A 25,658-nucleotide genomic window follows, 5' to 3' on the forward strand; every position below is an offset into this window, starting at 1 on the left:
CCGGCGGGGCCGTCGGTCACCAGCCTCCCTCGCCGGGTACCAGCCGTCCGGCCTTGCGGTACTCGCGGCGGGCGCCCTCCAGGAGGTCGCCCGCCGTCACGTGGTCCCCGCGACCGGCGGCGAGGTAGGCGGCGGTGACCACCGCGCTGCGGATCGACCCGCCGGCCAGCTCGAACTCCCGCGCCAGCGGGGCCGGGTCGATGCCCTCGGCGGACGGGACGTGCGACAGTCCGTGCCGCCACAGCGCCAGCCGCTGGCCGGCGTCCGGGAACGGGAAGTCGACCACCAGGTCCAGGCGCCGGGTGAACGCCTCGTCGATGTTGGCCCGCAGGTTGGTGGTGAGCAGGGCGATGCCGTCGAAGGACTCCAGGCGCTGGAGCAGGTAGGCGCTCTCCATGTTGGCGTACCGGTCGTGCGAGTCCTTGACCTCGGAGCGCTTGCCGAAGACGGCGTCGGCCTCGTCGAAGAGGAGCACGGCGTCGGTGCGGTCGGCCTCCGTGAAGATCCGTTCGAGGTTCTTCTCGGTCTCCCCGACGTACTTGTCCACGATCGACGACAGCTGGACGACGTAGAGGTCCAGGCCCAGGTCGGCCGCGACCACCTCCGCCGACAGGGTCTTGCCGGTGCCGGACTCGCCCGCGAACAGGCCGAGGACGCCCCGGCCGCGTCCGCCGCCCGCGCTGAGCCGCCAGTCGCCGAGGACACGGTCGCGGTGGCGGGCGCGCAGGGCGAGTTCGCGCAGCTGGGTGAGGGGGGCCTCGGGCAGGACCAGGTCCCGCCAGTCCACGGCGGGGCGGATCCGCCTCGCGTGGCTCTCCAGGCCGGACGCCGACTGCCGGCGGGCCGCGAGCCGGACGTGGTCGGCGGTGACCGGGCCGCCGTCGAAGGCCGCGAGGGCGCGGGCGGCCTGCGCGGCCCGCTGGATCCGGTCGCCGCCCAGCCGGTAGGGGGCGACGGCGGTGGCCAGGTCGAACCCGTCGGCGTCCGGGCCCAGCGCGGCCCGCCAGGCGGCGGCACCACCGGCCCGGCGGCCCGGTGCGTCGAGGATCAGGGGGTCGACCGGGGACCAGTGCGGGTCGTAGGGGCGGGGGTCGGTCAGCAGCACGGTCACGTCCGTCGCCGCGGTCAGCGCCCGCACCAGCGGGCCCGGCCGCTCGGGCAATCCCGAGACCACGACGGCCCGGCCGCCGAGGCGGGCCTCGCGCAGCAGCTCGGGGACGCCCGGGAGGTCCTCCTCGGACCCGGAGCAGCAGAGCGCGTCGAGACCGGCGGCGCGCAGGACGGAGGCGAGCGCGGCCAGTCCGTCCCCCTCGCGCTGTTCGCGGAGGTAGACGGTGAGCGGGCCGTCGAGAAGACGGGCCGTCAGATGGCGTACGAAGCCGTCGGCGGCGGCGTCGGTGCCCGTCGGCAGCGGGGCCGGCAGCGGATGCAGCCGGCCGAGGAGCGCGGCGTCCGGGGCGTCGTCGCCGAGCAGATGCCCGGCCAGCCGGTCCGGGACGCGCAACGAGCGGGTGAGGAAGGGCCGGTCGCTCTCCTCCACCTCCAGCAGGCCGAGGGCGCGCAGGGATGCCGAGGCGTGGAAGCGGGCGCGGACCGCCGCCAGGTGGGCGGGGGCGCCGCACAGGTCCAGGGCGAGGCTCACGGTGGCGCGGCGACGGCTCACGTCGTCGTTGAGGTAGCCGTAGAGCGGCTCGAAGGTGCGGTCGACGTCGGGGGCGAGCGCGGTGAGCAGGACGGCGGTGTCCAGCTCGGTCAGCCCGTTCCGTCCGGCCAGCAGCGCCAGCCGGTCACCGGAACCGGCGGGGCCGCCGGCCGGCGCGTGCGGCGGTACGGCCCCGGGGGCGCCGGGCGCCGGCCAGGTGCGGAGCAGGTGGCGTACGGCGTCGTCGGACAGGTACAGGCCGCGCAGGGGGTCGTCGGCCGTGGGGTCGCCGGCGGCACGGTGCTCGACCAGCGCGGTCACCCGCTCCCGCAGGGCGGCCAGCCGACCGAGCAGGGCGTGCGCGGGGTCGGCGTACGGGTCGTGTGGGACCTGCGGGGTGTCGGAGGTGCGCAAGTCGTGCGAGTGGTGCGGGGCGGGGGAGTCGTACGGGTGGGGGGAGTCGTACGGGTCGGAAACCACGGAGTCGGGGAGGCCGGCCGCGGACGGCCTCCCGGCCGAGGCGCTCACCGCCGGTCCGCGCGCCGGCCGGCGGCGTCCTCGCGGGCAGCCGGGTCCTGGCCGGAGGCCGGGTCTTCGCGGGAGGCCGGGTCCTCGCGCGAGCCGGGGCCCGCGTCCTTGCGGGCGGTGCGGGCGGCCGCCACCTGGTGGGGCCGGTGGGAGCGTTCGCTGGACCGGGACGGCTCGCCCGGCAGCTCGCGCACCCGGACCACCGCGCCCTCCGTGACCGGCGGCCCGGCGTCGTACTCCGGGAAGGCGGGGAAGGGCACGGTCACCACCAGGTCCAGGGACGGTTTCAGCTCGCCGCCGAGGGCGGACCAGATCTCCGCGAGGGAACGGGACTCCGTCTGGGTCCCCGCCACCGTCAGCGGCATGGACAGTTCCAGGGCCCGCAGGCCGGGCGGGAGTTCGGCGGGCGCCAGGACCTCGCGCGGCAGCAGCGTCGCCAGTACGGCGGACAGCAGCCGGTGCTCGTCCTGCGGGGTCTTCGTCCAGGCGGTCACGAGGTACGACAGCTTGAACCAGCGCGGTGGCCGTCGGCGCCGTACCTCGATGTCCCGCTCGTCGCGCACCGACACCCGGCCGCTCTGCCGCCGGGCCACGTCCTCCCGGATGTCGTACAGGTACGCGTTGACCACCGGAGCGTTGCGCCGGGCCGCCCAGTCGCGGGTGGGTGCCTCGAAGGACACGTCGATGCCCGAACCCGTCAGAGCCCCGCCGCCGAGGAGGCCCCTGAGGACCTCGTCCACCTCGTGGATCACCCGTGCGCTCCCGCCCTGCCGTCTCGCCCGCCGCCCTGCGCCCTGCGCCCTGCGCCACCGATCGTGCCCCGGGCGCCGCCCGGCCCGCAGGCGCACCGGGGACGGCGGCCGGGCACCCCGCCCTGCCCGCGCGGCCCCAAGGGACCGCTCTCGCTTGCCCGTTCGGTCAGATGTAGCCTTCCCGCAGGGCAAAGGCCACGGCGTGCGCACGGTTGCGCAGATGGAGCCGGGTGGTGAGTCCGTGCATGACGTTCTTGACGGTCCGTTCGGAGTAGGACAGCTTGCCGGCGATCTCACCGGTGTCGAAGCCCTCGGCGACCAGTCGCAGGACGTCCACCTCGCGGGGTGCGAGCCCCAGCGAGGGGGCGCCGGGGCGGCCCGCCGCGCCCCGGTGCAACGTGCCCACCTGGCTGATGAGCCGGCCGAGCAGGTCGGCGGGCAGGTCCCCGTCACCGCGGGCGGCGGCCAGCACCGCCTGCACCAGCCGGTGGGCGGTGGCCTCGTGCCGCCAGACGATGGCGCCGACGCCGCACTCGACGACGTCCAGCAGTTCGCTCTCCCGGATCGTGCCGACCACCAGCACGGCACGCGCGCCCTCACTGCGCACGAGCCGGCGCAGCCGGGTGAGCGTCGCCTCGTCGAGCGTGTCCGCGATGAGGAGGGCCACCGTGCCGGGGCCGGACTCCTCGCGCAGGTCGATCTCCGGGTGGCGGCGCAACTGGCTGACCGCGCCCTCACGGCTGATCGGGTCCGGCGCGGACACCGCCACCGGGACGCGCCGGTCGGTGACGCCGACGGTCCCGCCGGCGCCGAGGGTGGACGTGGTGATGGTCCGGGGTGAGTTGAGCAACCGTTTCCCCCCTGTTCAGAAGCCCGCCGTCCGGCGTGGACCGGGGGCGGATGAGCATCTTCCACACTTCTGGGACTGTTGGGGCGAGCGCAATCGTGGAGGACCACGAGGCACACCACGAGACCAGCGCGGCCGGTGCGGCGGGCGGATCACCGGGTGGGCGTCGCAGCAGGTCAGCGCCGTGACGCAGGAGCGGGGGAAGGCCCGCGGCGCGGGTGAGGTGGGCCACTTCACACCACCACGGGACCGTAGGGCACGTCTCACACACCGGGGGATCATCATCCAGCACGGGAGGCAGCGATGACCGGACCGCTCAGCGAACGCGACGACGCTCTCGCGCTGCTCGCGGCCGAGACCGAACGAGCCCGGGCCGGCACCGGCGCCCTCGTCCTGCTGCGCGGTGCCACCGGCACCGGCCGGACCGCCATCCTGGAGGCCGCCGCCCGGCACGCCGCCGACCGCGGCCTGCGGGTGCTGCGGGCCCGCTGCTCGCCCGAGGACACCGGGGTGCCGCTCGCGACGGTCCTGCATCTGCTGGGCCCGGTGGCGGAGTTCACGGACCTGGCGCCCGGCGGCGACGACCGCGGCAGCGCGGCCCGGCTGTGGCGGCTGCTGCGTTCGTACGCGGACGAAGGGCCCCTGATGCTGGCCGTGGACGACGTCCACCTGGCCGACGACTCCTCACGCCGCTGGCTGGTCGAGGCCGCCCGGCGCGTGGACCGATTACCGGTGCTGGTGGTGGTCACCGAGCGCAGCCAGTACGACATCGACCCGCGGCCCGCCGGACTCACCCAGGCCCTGTCCCCCTCCCTCGTGCGCACCCACACCCTCGCCCCGCTCTCCGACGCGGCGGCGGCCGCCCTGGTCCGCGCCGCCTTCCCCGCGGCCGGCGCGCGCTGGACGGCGGAGTGTGTACGGGCGGGCGCCGGCAGCCCCCTCCTGCTGCACGCCCTCCTCGACGACCTGCGCGGCATCCCGCCCACCGAGGGCGACTCGCACGGTGGGGGCGATCCCTGGGCCGGGGGTGAGGTGCCCGCCGGGGGCGGCCCGTACCCCGGGGGCGACATGCGCGCCGCCGGGGATGCGTACGCCGGGGGCGACATGCGCGCCGCCGGGGATGCGTATGCCGGGGGAGTCCCGTACGCCGAGGGTGACGTGCACGCCACCGGAGGCGATTCGCCCGCAGGGGACGACTCACGCGCCGCCGGAGGCGATACCCCCGCCGGGGGCGGTCCGTACGCCGGGGGTGACGTGCCCGCCGGGGGCGTTACGCCCGCCGGGGGCGAGGTGCCCGCCGGGGGCGGCCCGCACGCCGGAGGCGATACCCCCGCCGGGGGCGGTCCGTACGCCGGGGGTGACGTGCCCGCCGGGGGCGGCACGCACGCCGGAGGCGGTCCGCACGTCGGGCGTGTCCCGCCCGCGTGGGGTGTCCCGTCGCTGCCCGACAGCTCGGCCGCGCTGTACCCGGGGGCCTACCCGGCCGCCGTCTCCTGGTGGCTGAACAGCGCCGGTGACGCCACCGCCGACGTCGCCCGTTGCCTCGCGACGCTGGAGCAGGCCTGGCCGCCGGGCCGGCGGGACGCCCCGCCCGCTCCGCCGGCCGCACGCGGAGCGGCCCGCCCCGCTCCACCGCCCCCGGGCGGCGGTTCCGTCCCCGCGGGCGAGCACCCGCCCCCGTACCCGCATCGCACCGACCGCGAGCGGGACGCCGGTGGCGCGGGTGGCGAGCCGCACGCGCGGCACCACCTGCTCGCCGAGGCGGCCGGCGCCGACCCCGCCCGGGTCGCCGGGTGGCTCGCCGCCATGACCCGGCTGGGCCTCCTGCGCCCGGACGCCGCCGGTCAACCCCGCTACGCGCACCCGCTGTTGCGCGACGCCGTGCTCACCGGCTGGCCGAGGTCCCGGCGGGAGGCGGCGCACCGGGTCGCGGCGGAGGCGATGCTGCGCCGCGGCGACCGGGTCGAGGCGGTCGCCCGGCACCTCCTGCGGACGCCGGCCGTCGGCCTGCCCTGGGCACTGCGCGTCCTGCGCGACGCGGTCACGGTCGCCGTGCACGACGCCCGGCCCGACGACGCCGTCGGCTATCTGCGCCGGGTGCTGGACGAACCGCTGCCGGACGACCTCCGCCAGCGGCTGCTGACCGAACTGGGGTCGCTGGAGTACGCGTCGGCCGACACCCCGGCGGCCATCGCGCGGCTCGCCGAGGCGCAGCACCTGCCGGCCGACCCCCGCAACCGGGTCCGGACCGCCGTGGCCCTCGGCACCGCCCTGGCCGGCCGCGGCGAGATCCGTACCGCCATGGAGGTGCTGCGCCGCACGGAGGGCCGGCTCTCCGGCCACCCCGGCCTCACCCGCACCGTGCAGACCGCCGTCGCGCTGCTGTCCGACCAGGATCTGGCGACCCGTCAGGAGGTGTACCGGTCGCTGTGCGAGGCCGGCGCGCGGTCCCCGGAGATGCTGGGCACCGCCGGGCAGGCGCTGCTCGTGCGGTACGCGGCGACGGCCGCGCTGATCTCGGCCGAGGAGGCGATGTCCCGCCTGCGGGCCCTGCTGGCGCAGCCCACCGACCCGCTCGCCGAGCCCTTCCTGCTGGGCACGGCCGCCGCGGTCGCCCAGTGGGCCGACGAACTCGACGAGGCGGACCGGCTCGTGGAGCGCGGCCTCGCCGGGCAGCACCCCGCCCTGCTCCACCCGATGCAGCACGCGCTCCTCAACACCCGCGCGGACATCGCCGGGGCCCGCGGGGACCACGCCCGGCTGCTCGCCGCCGACGGCGAACCGGGGGGTCCGACGCCGTTCCGTACCGGCCCCTCCAACCGGGACGCCCACGTCCTGATGGCGCTCGTGCACACCGGCCGCGCCGACGAGGCGCGGCGCTTCGCCGACCGGTTCGACCTGCGTGCGGTGCCGGAGAACTGGGAGCTGAACCGCTTCCTGTACGCCCGCGGCGTGCTGCGCGCCGCCATCGGCGACCCGGCGGGCGCGCTCCACGACTTCCTGGAGTGCGGACGGCGCCAGACCGCCCGCGAGGTCGTCAGCCCGGTCGTCACCCCGTGGCGGACGGCGGTCGCGGAGTGCCGGCTGGCGCTGGGCGGCGGTCAGGAGGCGCTGGCCCTGGCGACGGAGGAACTGCGGCTGGCCCGCGTGTGGGACACCCCCCGCACGGTGGGCCGCGCCCTGCGCGTGCTGGGCACCGCGACCGGCGGGCGACGCGGCCTGGAGCTGGCCGAGGAGGCCGTACGGACCCTGCGGAAAGCGCCCGCCGACGCCGACATGGAGCTGATCCCGGCGCTGCTCGCCCAGGGCCGTCAGCTCACCGCCGCCGGGGAACGCGGCCGGGCCCGCGACTGCCTGCGCGAGGCGGCGGAGCTGGCCGAACGCAAGGGCGCCCAGCGGCTGCTCACCCTGGTCGGACAGGCGCTGCGCGCGGGCGGCGCCCGGGGCCCGGCGACGGCCCGGACCGGCTCGGGCGCACTGACCGGCAGCGAGCGCCGCATCGCCGAACTGGCCGCCGACGGCCGTACGAACACGGAGATCGCCGACCTGCTGCACCTGGCCCGGCGCACCGTGGAGACCCACCTGACCAGCACGTACCGCAAGCTGCGGATACGCCGCAGGACGGAGCTGCCGGACGCGCTGGGCCAAGGCCGGAGCCGCGCCGCGCCCCCCGCTCCCCCCGACGACGCCGGTACCGCCGACCGTGCTCAGGACTGACGAGCAGCCACCCCACGCGTCACCCCGTCCGCAGCAGCCGTCCGATCTCCAGCTGCGGGGTCTCCAGCGGGTCGCCGTCCTCGACGTTCCACAGGCTGTTCTGCAGGACGCGGCCGAGGGACCAGGCGCGGGCCCGTTCCCGGTCCAGGCCGAGGACGTCGGTCATGGCGTCGAAGCGCCACCGCGTCTCCGCCGGGTCGTAGCGGTTGTCGAGGGCCGGCAGCAGGTCGAAACCGGGGTCGCCGGCCAGCGGCTTGGGGTCGATGGCGAGCCAGGGCGCGCGGTCGGAGCCGAGGACGTTCTCGTAGTGCAGGTCCCAGTGCAGCAGCCGGTCACCGGGCTGGTCCGCGACCTCGCGCAGGGCGGCGGCGCAGTCGGCGACCAGGCGCCGGTCCGCCGGGTCCGGGATGCGGTCGAGGGCCCACCGCGTCCGCTCCAGCATGCCCCGCGCGATGTCGCCGAGGCGGCGCACGCCGGGCGGCGCGGGGGTGGCGGTGAGGTGGGCGAGCAGCCGGGCGAGGGCGAGGACCGCCTCGCGGGAGTCCTCGACGTGGGCGAGCGTCCGGTGCGGGTCCAGGCGTTCCAGGAGCATGGTGCCGGTGGCCGCGTCGTGGTCGAGCAGCCGCACCGCCCCGTCCCCGTCCCACCGCCGCAGGGCCACGGGCTCCCCCTCGGTCTCCTCGTCGAGGAGCTGGAGCTTCAGCGCCGCCGGTGTGCCGTCGCGGCGCACGACGGGCAGCACCAGCGCCGCCCAGCCGTGCATGGACGGCCCGTCGAGACGCAGTTCCCAGCGGTCCAGGAACCCGGCCGCCAGCGCGGGCAGTCCCGCGACGAAGGCGCGGCCCACCTCCCCGTTGTACTTCGACTGCGACACGGCCAGCGCCTGCGGTACGTCGATCACGTCGGCCGACGCTACAGGGGACACGGCACGGCGGGCACGCGGTTTTCGGCTCCCCGCTGCTCCCGACGCCCCCTCGGCGGGGCGAATCCGATGGTTCTCAGGCCACCGGTTCCGGCACCGGCCGGTCGGCCGGGGTGGCGCGTCCCGGAGCCTTGGCCGTCACCATCAGGCCCGCGATCAGGCCCGCCAGCAGCATGATGCCGGCGGCCACCCAGATGGCGACCGTGTAGCCGTGCACGATGCCCGCCCGCACCACCTCCGCCCGCTGGGAGGCGTCGGTGAGGTGGGAGGCGACGTAGGACGCGCCGGTGCTGGTCGCGATCGTGTTCAGCAGCGCCGTGCCGATCGAGCCGCCCACCTGCTGAGAGGTGTTGACCGTCGCCGAGGTCACGCCGGAGTCCCGCGGGGCGACCCCGGCGGTGGCCGTGGAGAAGACGGGCATGAAGGTCAGGCCCATGCCGAGCCCCATCAGCAGCAGCGCGGGCAGGATCGCGGAGGCGTACTCCGAGTGCACGGTCATCCGGGTGAGGATCACCATGCCGCTGGAGGCGAGGAGCATGCCGGGGACCATCAGCATCCGGGGGCCCACCCGGCGCAGCAGCCGGGCCGAGATCTGGGTGGAGCCGACGAGGATCGCGGCGGTCATCGGCAGGAACGCCAGGCCGGTCCGGAGGGGGGAGTAGCCGAGGATCTCCTGGAGGTAGTAGGTCATGAACAGGAACATCCCGAACATGCCGACCACGGCCAGCATCATCGTCAGGAAGCAGCCGGCGCGGTTGCGGTCGCGGATGACGTGCAGGGGCAGCAGCGGGTTCGGGGCGCGGGTCTGCCACCACACGAAGACGACCAGGAGCACGACGCCCGCGGCGAAGAGCCCCAGCACCAGCGGGTCCGTCCAGCCGCGGGGCTGCGCCTCGCTGAAGCCGTAGACCAGGGCGACCAGCCCGCCGCAGCCCAACAGCACGCCGGGGACGTCGAGCCGGGCGCCGGTGCGGGCGGGGCGGTCGTGCAGCAGCAGGTACGCGCCGATCACGGCGGCGACGGCGATGGGGACGTTGACGTACAGGCACCAGCGCCAGTTCAGGTACTCCGTGAGCACACCGCCGACGATGAACCCGACGGCGGCGCCGCTGGCGGCCAGCGTGCCGTAGATGCCGAAGGCCTTCCCCCGCTCCTTGGGTTCGGTGAACGTCGTCGCCAGCAGCGACAGCGCGGAGGGCGCGAGGACGGCGGCGAACACGCCCTGGAGGGCGCGGGCGCCGAAGAGCATCGTGGGCGTGGTGGCGGCCCCGCCGAGCGCGGAGGCGGCGGCGAAGCCGATCAGCCCGACGACGAAGGTGCGCTTGCGGCCCACCAGGTCCGCGATCCGCCCGCCGAGCAGCAGCAGACCGCCGAAGGCGAGGGTGTAGGCCGTGATCACCCACTGCCGGTTGCCGTCGGACATGCCCAGGTCGCGCTGGGCCGAGGGCAGCGCGATGTTCACGATGGTCGCGTCGAGGACGACCATCAGCTGTGCCAGGGCGATCACGACCAACCCCCACCAACGGCGGGGGTCGGAGTGCGTGGGCGCGGCCGGCTCACCTGTCCGGGGGCCACTCATCTGGCCAGAAGACCATGAATCGGGGCATACCGCATCCTGTTGAGGTGGCACCGTCCGGCTGCTCGTGGACCGGGATGTCAGTGGCGGGGTGCAGCATGGGGCCATGGCGAGGAGAGCGGCGGGCGGCGGCGGTACGACGAAGGTACGGGCGGCGCGCCGCCCCGAGCTGCGGCTGCCGCCGCTGGAGCCGTACGACGGCGGCGGGCTGGAGGCGGACGGGGACTACGACGGGCTGGACTTCCGGGAGCGCGACCTCGCCGGGCAGGACGGCGCGGGCGCCCGCTTCATGGACTGCGCGCTGACCGGGTGCGCGCTGGACGAGACGTCCCTGACCCGGGCCCGGCTGCTCGACACGGTCCTCACCGGTGTCCGGGGCGTCGGTACGCGGCTGTCCGAGGCGACGCTGCGCGACGTCGAGCTGGTCGACGCCCGCCTGGGCGGCACCCAGCTGCACGGTGCCGTGCTGGAGCGGGTCCTGATCCGCGGCGGCAAGATCGACTATCTGAACCTGCGCCGGTCCCGGCTCAAGGACGTCGTCTTCGAGGGGTGCGTCCTGGTGGAGCCGGACTTCGGAGGGGCCCGCCTGGAGCGGGTCGAGTTCGTGGACTGCGCCCTCAAGGGGGCGGACTTCAGCGCGGCGGTCCTCACCGACGTCGACCTGCGCGGCGCGTCCCCGCTGGAGCTGACCCGGGGCGTGGACCGGCTCTCGGGCGCGGTGATCAGCCCCGCCCAGCTCCTGGACCTGGCGCCGGTGCTGGCGGCGGAGCTGGGCGTGCGGGTGGTCGCGGAGGAGTAGGGGCGCCGCCGGGGCCGCCGGCCGCCCGCCCGCTCCTCGGCCGTCAGGAGACCCGTGGGAAGCGGGCCTGGAGGGTCCAGATCGCCGGGTTCTCCGCCAGGTCGTCGTGCAGGTCGACGAGGTCCGCGAGCAGGTCGTGCAGGAAGTCCCGCGCCTCCCTGCGCAGCTCCGCGTGGGAGAAGGACAGCGGAGGCTCGGTCGCCGGCAGCCACTCCGCCTCGATGTCGACCCAGCCGAAGCGGCGCTCGAAGAGCAGGCGGTCGGTGGACTCGGTGAAGTCCAGCTCCGCCCGCTGCGGCCGGGCCGCCCGGGAGCCCGCCGGGTCCCGGTCGACGCGCTCCACGATGTCGCACAGCGCCCAGGCGAAGTCGAGCACCGGCACCCATCCCCAGGCTGTGGACAGCTCCCGGTCCGCCTCGGTGTCCGCGAGGTACACGTCCCCGCAGAACAGGTCGTGCCGCAGGGCGCGCACGTCCGCCCGGCGGTAGTCCGTCTGCGGCGGGTCGGGGAAGCGGTTGGAGAGGGCGTAGCCGATGTCGAGCACGCAGGTGATGGTGTCACGGCGGCCGGGCAGCGCGCCGCCGCGGGCCGGTCCGGCCGCCCCGGGCGTCGGATAGGTTGCCCCCGTGATCCTCAGCCGCCTCCCGCTCACCCCCGACCGGGACATCCCGGGCCCCCTGCTCACCGAGCTGACCGCCCTGTACGCCTCCCACCGCGCCTTCCACGCGCTGAGCGGCGACTTCCCCGACCCGGACGACATCCGTCCGGAGCAGGTGGCGGCGGCGCTGGCCGAGGAGCTGGCGCGGCCGGGCGCCGAGGTGCTGCTCGCCCGGGACGCGGGCCGGCTGGTGGGGTGCGCGGTCACGCTCGCCCGGCATCCCGACCCGGCCGACCCGGACCCGTGGATCGGGCTGCTGATGGTGGACGCGGGCCTGCGACGGCAGGGGTACGGCAGACGGCTCGCCTCCCTCGTCGAGGACCGCTTCCGCGCCGAAGGCCGCGCCGCCGTGCGGCTGGCCGTCCTGGACGGCCACACCGACGGGCTCGCCTTCTGGACCGCCCTCGGCTACACGGTCGTCGACCACCGCCCGGACCTGGGTCACGGCCGCCCCTGCGCGGTGCTGCGCAAACCGCTGGACGGCCCGAGCGAACCGCCGGACGGCCCGAGCGAACCGCCGGACGGGCTGCGCGAACCGCCGGCCGGCCCCCGCGCACCGCTGGACGGGCCGGCCCGTACCCCGCGCCGCGCCGCCCGCGTGGCGGTGCTCGACCCCGAGGGCGCGGTCTTCCTCTTCCGGTACGACAACGTCGAGGTCGGCGTGCACTGGGCGATGCCCGGCGGCGGCCTGGAGGCGGACGAGGGTCCGCGCGAGGGAGCCCTGCGCGAGCTGCGCGAGGAGACCGGCTGGACCGACCTGGAACCCGGCCCGCTGCTCTGCACCTGGGAACACGACTTCACCCACCTGAGCGTCGGCCCCGTCCGGCAGCACGAGCACGTCTACGTCGCCCGGGGCCCGCGCCGCGAACCCACCGGCCCCGGTCTCGCCGCCGTCCACGCCGCGGACGGAATCCTCACCTGGCGCTGGTGGACCCGGAAGGAACTCGCCGGGGCTCCCGAGCCGCTCTGGCCCCCGGACCTGGCCCGGCTGCTCGACGCGTTCGACCGCTCGGGCGCGTCGGAGGACTGAGGCGGCCGACCGGGAGGAGGGGCCCGACGGCTCAAGGGCTGTCCGGCCTGCCGTCCCCGTACAGCCAGTCCTCCCAGATCTCCGTGAAGTCCTCGTCCGGCGCCGACTTCTCCACGTACGCCGTGAAGTCCGCGGTGTCCGCGTTGCCGTGGCGGTGGGCTGCGGCCCAGCCCCGCAGCAGGGCCGGGAAGGCGTCGTCGCCGACCGTCTCGCGGATCTTGTGCAGCACCATCGCGCCGCGCTGGTAGACGGGGCTCGCGGAGATGTGCTCGGCGTCGGGCGGGTCCGCGGGCGGGAAGGCCCAGACCGAGTCGTTCGCGTCCTCGTCGGGGTAGTAGGAACCCTCGTAGAGCGCGTCGAAGGTCTCCTGCGCGGTGTCGCCGCCCTCGTCCTCCTCCCACAGCCACTCGGCGTAGGTGGCGAAACCCTCGTTGAGCCACATGTCCCGCCAGCTCTTCGGGCTGACGGAGTTCCCGTACCACTGGTGGGCGAGTTCGTGGACGAGCAGGACGGTGTCGGGGGCGCCCGGGAAGTAGGGGCGGTTCTGGGTCTCCAGGGCGTACCCGGCGTCCTCCACGCGATCCACGATCGCGCCGGTGGAGGAGAAGGGGTACGGGCCGAAGTTCTCCCGCGCCCACGCCATGACCTCGGGGATCCGCCCCAGTACCTCGCGGCTCGCGTCGGCCTGCTGCGGGTCGACCGCCGTGTACACCGGCAGGCCGTCGTCCGTGGTGGAACGGCCGGTCTCCCAGTCGCCGACGGCGACCGTGACGACGTGGCTCGACATCGGCTCGGCGGAGTGCCAGATGGACGTCGTACGGCCGTCGCGCGTCGTCTCGTCCGTCAGCTCGCCGTTGGAGACCACCCCGAAGCCCTCCGGAACGGTCACCGCGAGGTCGTACGCGGCCTTGTCGGAGGGGTGGTGGCTGCCCGGGAACCAGGCCATCGAACCCGTCGGCTGACCGAGTGCGACGGCGCCGTCCTCGGTGGGCAGCCAGCCCTCCTCGGAGCCGTCGGGATCGGTGATCGTCACGGGCTCGCCGGAGTAGCGGACGGTCACCCGGAACGTCTCCCCGTCGCGCAGCTCGTCCGCCGGGCGGACGGTCAGTTCCTGCCCGGCCCGGTTGAAGCGGGCGGCCCGGCCCTCGACGGCGACCTTCTCGACGTCCAGGCCCTTGAGGTCCAGGTGGAAGGCCGACAGGTCCCGGGTCGCGCGGGCGGTGATCGTCGCGGTGCCGTCGAGGTGCTCGGCGTCCGGGTCGTAGGCCAGGGTCAGGTCGTAGTGGCCGACGTCGTAGCCGCTGTTGCCCGCCTTCGGGAAGTAGGGGTCCCGCACGCCCGAGCCACCGGGAGTGCCCTCGACCGAACCGCCACCGCTGCACGCCGCGAGGGCGGTGACGGTGGCGGCGGCGACGAGCAGGCGGGTGGTGCGCACGTCGTGATCCTATGGGGCGTTTCACGTGAAACGCCCGTTGGGCCCGGCTGTTGAGCCTGCCGCCGGCTCGGCTGCCGGGCCCGGTGGCAGGGGTGCGGGTCCCCGGTGCGTCTAGTTCAGGGCTGCCGCGCCCGCCTGCGCGAACTTCTCGTCCAGGGCGCCGGACGGCGCACCCGCCACGCCGATGCCGGCGATCGGCGCCTTGTCGGCGGTGACCGGGACGCCACCGCCCAGGAACAGCGTGCCCGGGATGTCCTTCAGGTTCGGCGCGTTCTCCAGACGGCCCTCCAGCTCGCTGGTCGGGGCGTTCCAGGAGACGGCGGTGAACGCCTTCTTCTCGGCCGACTCGTACGACTGCGGGCCGGCGCCGTCACCGCGCATGGTCAGGATCGTGTTGCCGTTGCGGTCGACGACCGCGACCGTGATCCGCTGGCCCTCCTTCTTGGCGGCGCGCAGCGCGGCCTGCGCCGCCTCGGTCGCGGCGTCGATCGTCAGGTGGGTGGAGGTGGTGGTGTCGCGCTTGCCGGCCGCGGCGGCGGGAGCGGCGGCCACGGCCGCGTCACGGGCGGCGTCCGGCGCGGAGGCGTTCGCCGCCACGGTGCCGAAGGTGCCGGCCGCGACGGCGGCGAGGACGGCGCTGCCGGTGGCGATGCGGGCGCGTCGCGAGAGCGTCTTCTTCATGGTGGTCTGCTCCTGGTGTCGGGTGGGTCGGGGCCACGGGCGGTCCGAGCCGGCCGGGTCCGGTCGGGACGGAGGTTCCGGTTCGGACGGAGGCTCCGGTTCGGACGGAGGTTCCGGTTCGGACGGAGGGCGCCGGTTCGGACGGAAGGTGCCGGCCGGGGGCGGAGGGTGCCGGGCCGAGGTGGTCGGGCCGCCTCCTTCCGCCGCTTTCCACCCTCCGCCCCGCACCGGGGGAGCACGGTCGCCGGTCCGGCTCCTCCCGGGCGACGGAACGGGCGACGGCGGGGTCGTCCGATCGGCTGACCCGCAGACCCCCCACAGAGGGCACCATGGGAGTGTTCGCGCAGCTCAGCGGTCACCTACGACACGTTGGGGGAGACAGGCCAGGAAGGACGGGCGCGGGATGACCAAGCCGTACGACCCGGACACCCGGTGGCTCGGCGCCGTGATGCACGCGGCGTTCCTCCTGCTGCTCGGCGGCGCGCTGGCCCGCTTCCTGCTGCGTCACCCCGGCGAGCCCCGCACGCCGTGGGTCCTCGCCCTGTCCCTGGCCCTCGCGGTGCTGCACCTGCTCGGACCCGCGCTGAGCGGCCCGACCCCGCGGCCGACCCCGCGGCGCCTGGTCTGGCTGGGCGCGGTGGTCGCGGTCTGGATGGTGCTGGTCGTCCTCGCGCCGAGCTTCTCCTGGTGCGCGGTGCCCCTCTTCTACACCGGTCTGCGCACCCTCCCGGCCCGGGCGGCGCTGGTGCTGGTGACCGTCCTGACGGTGTTCGTCGTGGCCGCCCAGCTCCGGCTCGCCGGGCGTTTCGACCCGAACCTGCTGCTCGCGCCGCCCGCCGTCGCCGCCATCGCCGCGGCCGTGTTCCTGCACACCGAGCGGCAGACGGCCCGGCAGCGCGCCCTGATCGACGACCTGATCCGCACCCGCCGCGAACTCGCCGCCTCCGAGCGCCGCGAGGGCACCCTCGCCGAACGCCAGCGGCTGTCCATGGAGATCCACGACACCCTCGCCCAGGGGCTGTCCAGTCAGCGGATGCTGCTCCAGGCGGCCGAGCGGGTCTGGGGGTCCGATCCGGGCAAGGCCCGCACCCACGTCCGGGGCGCCGCCGCCGTCGCCGAGCACAACCTGGCCGAGGCCCGCCGCTTCGTCCACGACCTCGCCCCGGCCGACCTCGCCCGCGGCGGCGGCCTGGCGGCGGCGCTGCGCACCCTGGCCGCGCGGGAGTCCGGCGACCACCTCACCGTCCGCGTCCACGTCGACGGCGGCACCCCCCTGCCGCCGCTGCCCGACCGCGTCCAGTCGGCCCTGCTGCGCATCGCCCAGGGCGCCCTGGCCAACGTCCGGGAACACGCGGGCGCCTCCACCGCGGCGCTCACCCTCACCCTCCTCGACGACCAGGCCGTCCTGGACGTCACCGACGACGGACACGGGTTCGACCCGGCCGCCGTGCCCGGGGCCCCCGCCGGGGTGCGCGGACACGGGCTGCCCGCGATGCACGCCAGGCTGCGCCAGCTCGGCGGCACGCTCACGGTCGAGTCCGCCCCGGGCGAGGGCACCGCCCTGTCCGCCGCCGTCCCCCTGGAAACGCCCCGGACCGACCCCGCCGACCCGCAGGAGGCACCCCGATGACCGACCCGGCCGGCCCCGGCCCCGCCCCGGCCCCCGTGCGCATCCTGGTCTGCGACGACCACGTCGTCGTACGGGCCGGGCTGCTCGCCCTGCTCGACAGCGCCCCCGGCATCGAGGTGGCCGGCGAGGCGGGCACCGGTGAGGAGGCCCTCGCGCTCGCCGCGCGGCTGACACCGGACGTGGTGCTGATGGACCTTCAGCTCGGGGAGGGAATCGACGGCGTGGAGACCACCCGCCGCCTCACGGCCGGCCCGGGCGCGACGCCGCACGTGCTGGTCCTGACCACGTACGACACCGACGCCGACATCACCCGCGCCATCGAGGCGGGTGCGACCGGGTACCTGCTCAAGGCCGAACGCCCCGAGGAGCTGTTCGCCGCCATCCACGCCGCCGCCCAGGGCCGCACGTCCCTGTCCGGGCCCGTCGCCAGCCGGGTCATGGCCAACCTGCGCAGCCCCCGCCCCTCGCTCACCGACCGCGAGCGCGACATCCTCGCCCAGCTCGCCACCGGCCTCGGCAACCGGGAGATCGCCCGGGCCCTGTTCATCAGCGAGGCCACGGTCAAGACCCATCTGCGCCGCGTCTACGACAAGCTGGGCGTCGAGACCCGCGCGGGCGCGGTCGCCGTGGCCAAGGAGCGGCGCCTGCTGCCCTGACACCCCGCCCGGCGGAGCGCGCCGCCCCGTCACCGGGCACGCCGAAGGCCCCCCGACGCACGACCGGGGGGCCTTCGTACGGAACGAACGGGGGCGTGAACGTCAGACGTTCACGCCGAAGTCCTGGGCGATGCCCACCAGGCCCGAGGCGTAGCCCTGGCCGACGGCGCGGAACTTCCACTCGGCGCCGTTGCGGTACAGCTCGCCGAAGACCATGGCGGTCTCGGTGGCCGCGTCCTCGGACAGGTCGTAGCGCGCGATCTCGGCGCCGCCGGCCTGGTTGACGATGCGGATGTAGGCGTTGCGCACCTGGCCGAAGTTCTGCGAGCGGTTCTCCGCGTCGTAGATCGACACCGGGAAGACGATCTTCTCGATGTCGGCCGGCAGACCGGCGAGGTTGACGTTGATCGCCTCGTCGTCGCCCGCGCCCTCGCCGGTGCGGTTGTCACCGGTGTGGACGATGGTGTTGTCCGGCGTCTGCTTGTTGTTGAAGAACACGAAGTGGGCGTCGGAGTAGACCTTGCCCTGCGTGTTGACCGCGATCGCGGAGGCGTCGAGGTCGAAGTCGGTACCGGTGGTGGTGCGGACGTCCCAGCCGAGGCCCACGGTGACGTCGGTCAGGCCCGGTGCCTCCTTGGTGAGCGAGACGTTGCCACCCTTGGACAGGCTTACAGCCATTGTTGGGAGTCCCTTCCCTCGTTTACGTACGGCAAGAAAGCTACAGCTACCCCATGAACGACGAGAGGGGTGTGCAAGGTTCCTGCTCCCTTTACTTTCTTTACCGAGTGACCGGGGCCGAGGATATTCGGGTGACGTGGACCGCACGGGGACGGGAACATGGACGGCATGTCCGGTCCCCATGTCATCCGCGGCTCCGTCTCCCTGCCCGAGGCCGAGCTCGTCTGGCGTTTCTCGCGCTCCTCGGGGCCCGGCGGGCAGCACGTGAACACCACGGACACGGCGGTGGAGCTCCGCTTCGACCTGGCGCGCACCGAGGCGCTGCCCGAGGTGTGGAAGCGGCGGGCGCTGGAGCGGCTGGCCGGGCGTCTGACCGACGGCGTCGTCACCGTCCGCGCCTCCGAGCACCGCTCCCAGTGGCGCAACCGCGAGACCGCCGCGGTCCGCCTGGCCGCCCTCCTCGCCGAGGCCACCGCGCCCCCGCCCAAGCCGCGCAGAGCGACCCGCATCCCGCGCGGCATCAACGAGCGCCGGCTGCGGGAGAAGAAGCAGCGTTCCCAGACCAAGCAGGGCCGCTCCCCGAAGAGCTGGGACTAGCCGAGCCGCAGAGGGCGGCTACCGGTCCAGTGCCAGCACGCCCACCGTCTCCCCCTCGCTCGTCTCCCCGTCGGGGGTGAAGCCGAGGCCCAGGTAGAAGCCCTCGGGGCCGTGCGGACCGGTGTGCCACGTCACGTAGCACTCCTGGCCGCCGCGGCGGCGGACCTCCGCGGCCACCGACTCCACGGCGAAGCGCCCGTAGCCCCGGCCCTGTTCCCCGGCGGCGATGTTCAGCCGCCACAGTCCGGACCGCCGGACGCGGCCGTCCCCGTACCAGTCGATGTCCAGGAAGGCCATGAGGAAGCCGACGGGACGGTCCCCGTCCACGATCAGCCGCGGCCAGGCGACCCCGGCGTGTGCGTAGGCCTCCGCCAGGGACTTCACCACCGGCGAGACGGCGAACTCCTGCTCCGGGCGCACCCGGATGTCCAGGGCGGCCTCGATGTTCGCGGGAGTGATCTCCTCCAGGCGGAGCGTGCTGCTCGTCATGCGCGCACCCTAGGCGGGTGTCCCGCGCCGGACGAACGCATTACCTGCTACCCCAACTGCCGGTAGCGCCCCTTGAAGTACGCCAGCGGCCCCCCGTCCGCGCTCGGCAGCGAGGCGGTCAGCACCCGGCCGATCACCAGGGTGTGGTCCCCGGCCGGCACCCGCTGCTCGGTACGGCACTCCAGCGTGGCCAGGGCCCCGCCCACCAGGGGCACCCCGGTCGCCTCGCCGCGCCGGTACGGGATGTCCGCGAAGAGCAGCCGGTCGCTGACACGGCCCTTCATGGCGAACCGTCCGGCGATGTGGCGCTGGCTCTCGGAGAGCACGGAGACCCCCCACAGCGGCTGTTCGTCCAGCAGGTCGTCCATCCGGGAGCCCTCGCGCAGGCTCACGAGCACCAGCGGCGGGTCCAGCGACACCGACATGAAGGCGGTGGCCGTCATCCCGACGTCCTCGCCGCGCGGCGCCTGCGGGTCGTCGGGGTCCAGCGGCGGCTCCTGGGCGGTCACCAGGACCACGCCCGAGGCCAGCCGGGACATGGCGGCACGGAACTCGTCGTTGCTCACCCCCTCAGCATGCCCGGCGGCCGGTGACGGCAGCGGCAGCCCGGTGGACGTGAGGGGCGCGGGGGACGTGAGGGAGGGAGTGTTCGGCACCCCGCCACGCTAATCTCCGGGCCGTCGGCGCGGCATCGGGCCCCGGTCCGAACCGGGACCTAGGACCACGGAAGGAGAGCCCGCGGAGGTCTCGGGGGAGACGTGCGCATACCTACAAACTTTGCGTTCAGTAAACGCACAGGGAAAACGCAGAAACCCCACTCAATTGTTCATCTTTCGCTGTGACTTGAGTCACAAGGAGCGGTAATTGTTGACCCTGTGTACCGAGTGGGGAGCGCGCTGTGATTCAGTGGCGGAGAACCTGCAAGGGCACCATCAGTGAAGGCGCCGAAGGGAACCCTTGATTCGCTGCGAGGTCTCGGGGGGAGGGCGAGCATGGAGACCGAGTCGGAGCCCTACGTCCGTCTTGCGTCCCTGCGGCAGCTGCACCAGGTCATGGCCGAGATGAACAAGGCTCGCAGCCTGGCGGACACCCTGCAGGCCGTCGCCGACGGCGTCGTCCAGGCCCTCGGGTACGAGCTGGCGTGCGTCAACCTGGTCCGGCCCGACGGTGACCTCGTCGTCGCCGCCTTCTCCGGCAACCAGGCCGCCGAGGCGCTGATCACCGGCCGGGCGGGCTCCCGCGAGTCCTGGGACCGCCGCCTGAACATGGGCGAGCAGTGGGGCGACCTGATCTTCATACCCCACACCGAGGGCTGGATCCTCGACGACGACGACGTCCCGCAGTGGTACACCGACGGGCCCGCCCCCCGCTTCGAGGACGAGTGGCACCCCTCGGACCGCCTCTTCGCCCCGATGTACGCGCCCGGTCCGCAGGGCGGCGGCAACAGCGGCGAGCTGATCGGCGTCCTGTCCGTGGACCGGCCGCGCAACGGCCGTCGCCCCGGTGCCTGGGGCCGCGAGGCTTTGCAGATGTACGCGTTCCAGGCCGCCATCGCGATCAGCAACGCCCGGCTCCGCTCCAACATGCAGCGCGCCCTGGTCCGCCTGGAGCGCGACCAGCAGGCCCTCAGGGCCAGCGAGGAGAGCTTCCGGCAGGCCTTCGAGTACGCCCCCTCCGGCATGGCCATCGCCGAGATGGGCGGCGACCAGCACGGCCGCATCCTCAGGACCAACGACGCGCTCTGCCGCCTGCTGGGCCGCCCCGCCTCCGCGATGCGCCGCTACGCCTTTTCCGACCTCGTCCACCCCGAGGACATCGGCACGCTGCTGCGGACCTCCGCCGAGGGCGGCCGGGCCGAGCTGCGCCTGGGCCGCCGCGACGGCACCTACGTCTGGGTCTCCCTGCGCAACAGCGTCGTCGCCGACGCCGCCGACGGGCCGCGTTTCCTGCTCACGCACGTCGAGGACATAGAGGAGCGCAAGCGCCGCGAGCTGCAGCTCGCCCACCGCGCCTCCCACGACTCCCTCACCGGCCTGCCGAACTCCGCCGAGCTGCGCTCCCGCCTCTCCGCCCGGCTGTGCCGGCGCCCGCAGTCCTCGCACGCGGCCGTGGTCGACGCCATGGACGCGGCCTACGGCCACCCCGCCGTGACCGACTCCGGCGGCCACACCTTCGACTTCGGCGCGACGCCCGAGCCCTACGGCGCCTACGACCACCACGTGCACGCCGTCGCGCCCGCGGACGGCCGGGACGACGGCACCAAGGGGCTCGCGGTCCTCTTCTGCGACCTGGACGGCTTCAAGTCGATCAACGACCGGTTCGGGCACAACGCCGGTGACGCCGTGCTCATCGAGGTCGCCCGCAGGCTCAGCGGCGGCGTCCGCGACGGCGACACGGTGGCCCGGCTCGGCGGCGACGAGTTCGTGATCCTCGCCAACGGGCTCGGCCTCGCCGACGCCCAGGACCTCGCCGTACGGCTGCGCAACGAGATCATCCAGCCGATCCGGGCCGAGGGACGGGCCGTGCGCGTGGGGGCCAGCTTCGGCATCGGATGGGCGCACTGCGGCATGACGGCGGACGAGGTGCTGAAGTCAGCTGACGAACGGATGTACGTCGAGAAACGATCTCGTCCCAAACAACATCGCCGAGCGGGATGATCGCCAGGTCAGAGCGTTGATGCGGTCTGAGTCACCCGTTCGGGTCAGTCGGAGCGGGTAGGCTCGCTCTCTCACACCCATACCGCACACGCACCGCATCTGGTTAGGAGACCAAGGGATGACGCCCGGCAACAACGGCGCGAGCACGCCCGAGGACGACGACCCCTTCGGCTACCTCTACGCCGACGGGCAGGCCAATGGAGCCCAGCCGCCCTCCGGTGGCTACGGCTACCCGAACTCCGTCAACCGGGTGCGTCCCGTCGGCGCACGGCAGTACGGGGCACCGCAGGGCCAGGCCGCCCAGACCGCCGCCTACGGCCAGGCGGCCCCGCAGCAGCAGGGTGCCTACGGCCAGCAGCAGGGCGCCTACGGCCGGTCGAACGCGCACTACGCCGCGCCGGAGACCTTCCCCGGCGGCGGTGCTCCCACCGCCCCGCAGCAGTCGGCGCACGGCGGGGGCGGCGGACGCCGCGGTCCCAACACCAAGGGCCTGCTGATCGGCGCGGTCGCGGTCGTCGCCGCGGTCGTCATCGGCATCGCCGTGGCCATGACCAGCAGCGGCTCGGACGACGACAAGGGCGGCGACGAGGCGGGCGGCGGCACGGCCCCCACCCAGTCCCAGACCACCGACCCGAGCCCGTCGTCGAGCGGCGGCGCCGAGGACGAGGTGGAGCTCCCGACGATCGACGCGAAGGCGCTGCGGCTGTCGCCCGGCGTGGCGACGGCATCGGACATCGAGGGCGCCCGCTCCGACGGCGGCGTCTACGTGGGCAATCTCAACCAGCCCGGCGCCTCGGTCACCTGGACCGTGGACGGCATCCCCGAGGACGGTCCCTACACCCTCTTCGCGGGTTACAGCGCGGCCGGTGAGGACCAGTCGATGACCCTGACGGTCAACGGCAAGGCGTTCGGCAGCAAGCTGAACCTGGGCAACTTCGCCAACGCCGAGGACGGCGACTTCGCCAAGGGCTGGACCAAGACCTACGCCTGGCCCACTCTCAACAAGGGCACCAACACCATCTCGCTGTCCTGCGCCGAGGGTGACAAGTGCAACGTGCTGTTGGACCAGCTCTCCCTGAAGAAGGGCCAGGTCAAGGACTAGGACGTCCTGGGCCGGCCCGCCGGGCCGGGGGCGTCACGCCGCGCCCGCCTCCGTCGTCACGGCGACCCCGCGCCCGAGCAGCTCCTCGTACGCCCCCCGGTCGAACTCGCCCGCCACCGGTGACAGCACCGTCGCCGCCGACAGGGCGACCGCGCGGGCCAGGCGGTCCGGCCAGGGGAGGTGCTCGACCAGGCCCGACAGCAGGCCCGCGACCGCCGAGTCGCCCGCGCCGGTCGGGTTGCCGCGGACGTGGGCGGGCGGGGCGGCGCGCCAGCGGCCCTCCGGGGTCACCGCGAGCAGCCCCTCCGCGCCCAGCGAGGCGACCACGGACCGGGCACCGCGCCGCCGGGCGGCCTGGGTGGCCCGCAGCGGTTCGTGCGAGCCGGTCAGCTCGGCCAGTTCGTCGGCGTTCGGCTTGATCAGGTCCGGGCGGGCGGCGACCCCCCGGCGCAGCGGCTCCCCGCTGGTGTCCAGCAGCACCGGCACGCCCGCCGCGCGGGCGGTGCGCACCAGACCGGCGTAGGCGCCCACCGGGACACCCGGGGGCAGGCTGCCGCAGAGGGCCACGGCCGAGGCGGCGGCGACCAGGGGCCCGTACGCCTCCTGGAAGGCGTCCCACTCGGCGGGGGCGACGGCCGGGCCCGGTTCGTTGAGCTGGGTGGTGTCACCGGTGCGCTCGTCGACGACGGCTATGGTGCGCCGGGTGGCCCCCGCGACGGGCACGAGCGCGTCCGTCACCCCGCGCACACCGGTGAGCCCCGCGCGCACGACGTCCCCGGTGCCGCCGCCCGCGAAGCCGGTGACCGTCACCTCGTGGCCCAGGGCCGCCAGCACCCGGGCCACGTTCAGCCCCTTGCCGCCGGGGCGCTCCGTCACCGCGGTGACCCGGTGGGAGGCGTGCGGCCGCAGGCCCGGGACGCGGTAGGTGATGTCGAGAGCGGTGTTCAGCGTGACGGTGAGGATCACCCGGGCCGGCCTCCCCCGATCGTCTGCGGCTTTCCGTGCGTCCCGGTGACGTGCTCCGGGGGACACGATCATGCCAAACGGACGGCGGTGCGCCCAGCCCCCGGTTCGGCCATCGGGCGCCGGTCCGGGAGCGTACGGGGGGACGGATCAGCCCAGTTGCGGATCGACCGCCCACTCGCCCCGGCGCATCACGCCCACCAGGTCGAACGCGGCGTCCAGGACCACCAGGTCGGCGTCCTTGCCGGGCTCCAGGGAGCCGATCCGGTCGTCCATGCCGAGCAGCCGCGCCGGGTTGGCGGAGATCGCCGCGACGACGTCCTCGACGGGCAGCCCGTCCACCGTCACCGCGCGCTTGAAGGCGCGGTCCTGGGTGAGCGTGGAGCCCGCGATCGAGCCGCCCTCCACCAGCCGGGCCACGCCGTCCGCCACCTCGACCTCCAACGGGCCGAGCAGGTAGCGGCCGTCGCCGAAGCCGGCGGCGTCCATCGCGTCGGTGACGAAGGCGACCCGGGCGGCGCCCGCGCGGTGGAAGGCGAGCCGCAGGGCGGCCGGGTGCAGGTGGGTGCCGTCGTTGATCAGCTCGACGGTGATCCGCTCGTCCTCCAGCAGCGCCGCGATCGGGCCGGGGGCGCGGTGACCGAGCGGCGGCATCGCGTTGAACAGGTGCGTGGCGACCGTGGCGCCCGCGTCGATGGCCAGGAGCGTCTGCTCGTACGTCGCGTCGGTGTGCCCGACGGCCGCGATCACGCCGTGCTCCGCGAGCAGCCGTACGGAGTCCAGTCCGCCCGGCAGCTCGGTGGCCAGCGTCATCATCTTCGCGTGCCCGTGCGCGGCGTCGATGAGCTTGCGGACCTCGGCCGGGTCGGGGTCGCGCAGCAGCTGCTCGTCGTGCGCGCCCTTGCGGCACGGGGAGATGAACGGCCCCTCGAAGTGGATGCCCGCGATGTCGCCCTGCTGGGCGAGTTCGGCGAGCATCCCGGCGTGCCGGGCGAGGAAGTCCAGGTCACCGGTGACGGCCGAGGCGACCACCGTGGTGGTGCCGTGCCGGCGGTGGGTGGCGACGCCCTTCAGGACGTCCTCGGCGGTGCCGCCGGCGAAGGACGCCCCGCCGCCCCCGTGGTTGTGGAGGTCGACGAAGCCGGGAACCACCCAGTGGCCCGACAGGTCGACGACCTCGGCGTCGGGGGAGGCGGCGGAGGCGATCCGCGTGCCGTCGACGATCACGCGGCCGTCGTCCACGGTCCCGGTGGGCAGTACCACCCGGGCACCGGCGAGAACCTTGCTTGGGGCCATCAGGTGGTTACCTCCGGGGGAGTCGCGGTCGTCGGGGTGGTGCCGTTCGGATCGGTGCCGAGCAGGTCCCAGGCCATCAGCCCGGCACCCAGGCAGCCGGCGGTGTCCCCCAGCGCGGCGGGGACGATCTCCGGCAGCTTCTGGAAGGTGACGCGCCGCCCCACGGCCTCCCGCAGCGGTGTGAACAAGGTTTCCCCCGCCTCGGCCAGGCCGCCACCGATGATCAGGACCCGCGGGTCCAGCAGAGTGAGCGCGGTGACCAGTCCGTCGGCGAGCGCGTCCACGGCGTCCTGCCACACGGCGAGCGCGCGGGCGTCCCCCGAGGCGACGGCCTTGGCGCAGTCGGCGGCGTCCGCGCCCGGGTCCCCGCAGGCCTCGGCCCACGCCTGGCTGACGGCCGACGCGGACGCGAACCGCTCCAGGCAGCCGCGCTGCCCGCACGGGCACGGGGAGCCGCCGGGGCGTACGACGACGTGGCCGATCTCGCCGGCGAAACCGTGGGCGCCCGACTCGACCCGGCCGTCGATGCCGATGGCGCCCGCGATACCGGTGCCCAGCGGCACGAACAGGAACCGGTCCGCGCCGCGGCCGGCGCCGATCCTGCCCTCGGCGAGCCCGCCGGTGCGCACGTCGTGGCCCAGGGCGACCGGGATGGAGCCGAGCCGTTCGCCGAGCAGCGATCGCAGGGGCACGTCGCGCCAGCCCAGGTTGGCCGCGTAGACGGCGGTGCCGTGCTCCTCGTCGACGATGCCGGGGACGGCGACCCCCGCCGCGAGGGCGGGCTCGCCGAAGCGGTCGGCGCCGTGGGCGCGCAGTTCGGCGGCGAAGTCCAGGATGCCGGCGACCACCGCCTCGGGCCCGCGGTCGCGGCCGGTGGCCCGGCGGGCCTCGTGGAGCAGCTCGCCCCCCGGTCCCGCGAGGGCGGCCTTCATCCCGGTGCCGCCCACATCGAGGGCGATGACATGTCTCACGGAGACAGTGTGGCCCGTCGACCCGGGAGAGG

22 protein-coding genes are annotated in these 25,658 nt (G+C 74.9%); 8 read left to right on the forward strand and 14 right to left on the reverse strand.

The features are described from left to right. Nucleotides 1–16 precede the first annotated feature (16 nt). The 3 genes from ACGF5T_RS07400 to ACGF5T_RS07410 all read right to left on the reverse strand — a co-directional run bounded on the left by ACGF5T_RS07400 (nucleotide 17) and on the right by ACGF5T_RS07410 (nucleotide 3,772). The gene (locus tag ACGF5T_RS07400; protein ID WP_366766749.1) at nucleotides 17–2,056 is read right to left on the reverse strand and encodes an ATP-binding protein; all 2,040 of its coding nucleotides are present in this window, start codon (nucleotides 2,054–2,056) and stop codon (nucleotides 17–19) included. A gap of 110 nt (nucleotides 2,057–2,166) precedes the next feature. Then, nucleotides 2,167–2,922 carry a DUF4255 domain-containing protein gene (locus ACGF5T_RS07405; RefSeq protein ID WP_356608501.1) on the reverse strand — a complete coding sequence of 252 codons (756 nt, stop codon included), beginning with the start codon at nucleotides 2,920–2,922 and terminating at the stop codon, nucleotides 2,167–2,169. 166 nt (nucleotides 2,923–3,088) lie between these two features. After that, nucleotides 3,089–3,772, reverse strand: a complete 684-nt coding sequence (locus ACGF5T_RS07410) for a LuxR C-terminal-related transcriptional regulator (RefSeq protein WP_392887158.1) — start codon at nucleotides 3,770–3,772, stop codon at nucleotides 3,089–3,091. A gap of 300 nt (nucleotides 3,773–4,072) precedes the next feature. Here ACGF5T_RS07410 and ACGF5T_RS07415 point away from each other — a divergent pair, with 300 nt between their 5' ends. After that, on the forward strand, nucleotides 4,073–7,486 hold the full coding sequence (locus ACGF5T_RS07415) for an AAA family ATPase (protein WP_366766737.1): 3,414 nt from the start codon (nucleotides 4,073–4,075) through the stop codon (nucleotides 7,484–7,486). Between the two features lie 19 nt (nucleotides 7,487–7,505). Here ACGF5T_RS07415 and ACGF5T_RS07420 read toward each other — a convergent pair whose 3' ends face one another. Both ACGF5T_RS07420 and ACGF5T_RS07425 read right to left on the reverse strand, forming a co-directional pair. Then, complete coding sequence (locus tag ACGF5T_RS07420; RefSeq protein WP_392887159.1) at nucleotides 7,506–8,411, reverse strand: aminoglycoside phosphotransferase family protein; 906 nt, start codon at nucleotides 8,409–8,411, stop codon at nucleotides 7,506–7,508. 73 nt (nucleotides 8,412–8,484) lie between these two features. Beyond that, nucleotides 8,485–9,987 carry an MFS transporter gene (locus ACGF5T_RS07425; RefSeq protein WP_361015672.1) on the reverse strand — a complete coding sequence of 501 codons (1,503 nt, stop codon included), beginning with the start codon at nucleotides 9,985–9,987 and terminating at the stop codon, nucleotides 8,485–8,487. A 103-nt stretch (nucleotides 9,988–10,090) separates the two neighbouring features. Here ACGF5T_RS07425 and ACGF5T_RS07430 point away from each other — a divergent pair, with 103 nt between their 5' ends. Beyond that, nucleotides 10,091–10,783, forward strand: coding sequence for a pentapeptide repeat-containing protein (locus ACGF5T_RS07430; RefSeq protein WP_366766735.1), 693 nt, complete (start codon nucleotides 10,091–10,093; stop codon nucleotides 10,781–10,783). Nucleotides 10,784–10,826: 43 nt separating this feature from the next. Here the strand turns inward: ACGF5T_RS07430 and ACGF5T_RS07435 are convergent, their stop codons facing one another. Beyond that, the gene (locus ACGF5T_RS07435; RefSeq protein WP_356608491.1) at nucleotides 10,827–11,327 is read right to left on the reverse strand and encodes a hypothetical protein; all 501 of its coding nucleotides are present in this window, start codon (nucleotides 11,325–11,327) and stop codon (nucleotides 10,827–10,829) included. Nucleotides 11,328–11,409: 82 nt separating this feature from the next. Here ACGF5T_RS07435 and ACGF5T_RS07440 point away from each other — a divergent pair, with 82 nt between their 5' ends. Beyond that, on the forward strand, nucleotides 11,410–12,471 hold the full coding sequence (locus ACGF5T_RS07440) for a bifunctional GNAT family N-acetyltransferase/NUDIX hydrolase (protein WP_366766734.1): 1,062 nt from the start codon (nucleotides 11,410–11,412) through the stop codon (nucleotides 12,469–12,471). Between the two features lie 31 nt (nucleotides 12,472–12,502). On the opposite strand, the gene ACGF5T_RS07445 is transcribed toward ACGF5T_RS07440, so the two are convergent. Both ACGF5T_RS07445 and ACGF5T_RS07450 read right to left on the reverse strand, forming a co-directional pair. Then, the gene (locus ACGF5T_RS07445; RefSeq protein WP_366766733.1) at nucleotides 12,503–13,906 is read right to left on the reverse strand and encodes a M1 family metallopeptidase; all 1,404 of its coding nucleotides are present in this window, start codon (nucleotides 13,904–13,906) and stop codon (nucleotides 12,503–12,505) included. A 111-nt stretch (nucleotides 13,907–14,017) separates the two neighbouring features. Beyond that, on the reverse strand, nucleotides 14,018–14,587 hold the full coding sequence (locus tag ACGF5T_RS07450) for a heme-binding protein (RefSeq protein WP_356608485.1): 570 nt from the start codon (nucleotides 14,585–14,587) through the stop codon (nucleotides 14,018–14,020). A 403-nt stretch (nucleotides 14,588–14,990) separates the two neighbouring features. On the opposite strand from ACGF5T_RS07450, the gene ACGF5T_RS07455 reads away from it, so the two are divergent. Beyond that, a complete protein-coding gene (locus ACGF5T_RS07455) occupies nucleotides 14,991–16,217 on the forward strand; it encodes a sensor histidine kinase (RefSeq protein WP_366766732.1) in 1,227 nt (408 codons plus the stop codon). Further along, nucleotides 16,214–16,873, forward strand: a complete 660-nt coding sequence (locus ACGF5T_RS07460; protein ID WP_356608481.1) for a response regulator transcription factor — start codon at nucleotides 16,214–16,216, stop codon at nucleotides 16,871–16,873. Before ACGF5T_RS07455 ends, ACGF5T_RS07460 begins: the two co-directional genes overlap by 4 nt. Nucleotides 16,874–16,975: 102 nt before the next feature. On the opposite strand, the gene ACGF5T_RS07465 is transcribed toward ACGF5T_RS07460, so the two are convergent. Continuing rightward, nucleotides 16,976–17,551, reverse strand: coding sequence for a TerD family protein (locus ACGF5T_RS07465; protein WP_053133088.1), 576 nt, complete (start codon nucleotides 17,549–17,551; stop codon nucleotides 16,976–16,978). 159 nt (nucleotides 17,552–17,710) lie between these two features. Here ACGF5T_RS07465 and arfB point away from each other — a divergent pair, with 159 nt between their 5' ends. Next, on the forward strand, nucleotides 17,711–18,148 hold the full coding sequence (arfB, locus tag ACGF5T_RS07470) for an alternative ribosome rescue aminoacyl-tRNA hydrolase ArfB (protein ID WP_356608479.1): 438 nt from the start codon (nucleotides 17,711–17,713) through the stop codon (nucleotides 18,146–18,148). Nucleotides 18,149–18,166: 18 nt separating this feature from the next. On the opposite strand, the gene ACGF5T_RS07475 is transcribed toward arfB, so the two are convergent. Next, the gene (locus ACGF5T_RS07475; protein ID WP_366766731.1) at nucleotides 18,167–18,637 is read right to left on the reverse strand and encodes a GNAT family N-acetyltransferase; all 471 of its coding nucleotides are present in this window, start codon (nucleotides 18,635–18,637) and stop codon (nucleotides 18,167–18,169) included. 47 nt (nucleotides 18,638–18,684) lie between these two features. After that, complete coding sequence (locus ACGF5T_RS07480) at nucleotides 18,685–19,293, reverse strand: flavin reductase family protein (protein ID WP_356608475.1); 609 nt, start codon at nucleotides 19,291–19,293, stop codon at nucleotides 18,685–18,687. Nucleotides 19,294–19,629: 336 nt separating this feature from the next. Between ACGF5T_RS07480 and cdgB the strand changes: the two genes are divergently transcribed. Both cdgB and ACGF5T_RS07490 read left to right on the forward strand, forming a co-directional pair. Beyond that, a complete protein-coding gene (gene cdgB, locus ACGF5T_RS07485; RefSeq protein WP_356608473.1) occupies nucleotides 19,630–21,294 on the forward strand; it encodes a diguanylate cyclase CdgB in 1,665 nt (554 codons plus the stop codon). A gap of 118 nt (nucleotides 21,295–21,412) precedes the next feature. Continuing rightward, nucleotides 21,413–22,396 (forward strand): carbohydrate-binding protein, encoded by a 984-nt coding sequence (locus tag ACGF5T_RS07490; protein ID WP_366766730.1) that lies wholly within the window; start codon nucleotides 21,413–21,415, stop codon nucleotides 22,394–22,396. Nucleotides 22,397–22,429: 33 nt separating this feature from the next. Here ACGF5T_RS07490 and ACGF5T_RS07495 read toward each other — a convergent pair whose 3' ends face one another. From ACGF5T_RS07495 to ACGF5T_RS07505, 3 genes are all read right to left on the reverse strand, one after another. Next, nucleotides 22,430–23,362: a 1-phosphofructokinase family hexose kinase gene (locus ACGF5T_RS07495; protein ID WP_361015656.1), complete on the reverse strand. Its 933-nt coding sequence runs from the start codon at nucleotides 23,360–23,362 to the stop codon at nucleotides 22,430–22,432. Between the two features lie 147 nt (nucleotides 23,363–23,509). Continuing rightward, entirely contained in the window at nucleotides 23,510–24,655 is a 1,146-nt protein-coding gene (gene nagA, locus ACGF5T_RS07500) for an N-acetylglucosamine-6-phosphate deacetylase (RefSeq protein WP_361015654.1), read from the reverse strand. Beyond that, a complete protein-coding gene (locus ACGF5T_RS07505) occupies nucleotides 24,655–25,626 on the reverse strand; it encodes an ROK family protein (RefSeq protein ID WP_356608465.1) in 972 nt (323 codons plus the stop codon). The genes nagA and ACGF5T_RS07505 overlap by 1 nt, the downstream gene beginning before the upstream one ends. Nucleotides 25,627–25,658: the final 32 nt, after the last annotated feature.

The sequence above is a fragment of the Streptomyces sp. NPDC047853 genome (genome assembly GCF_043204535.1).
Classification (GTDB): Bacteria; Actinomycetota; Actinomycetes; order Streptomycetales; family Streptomycetaceae; genus Streptomyces.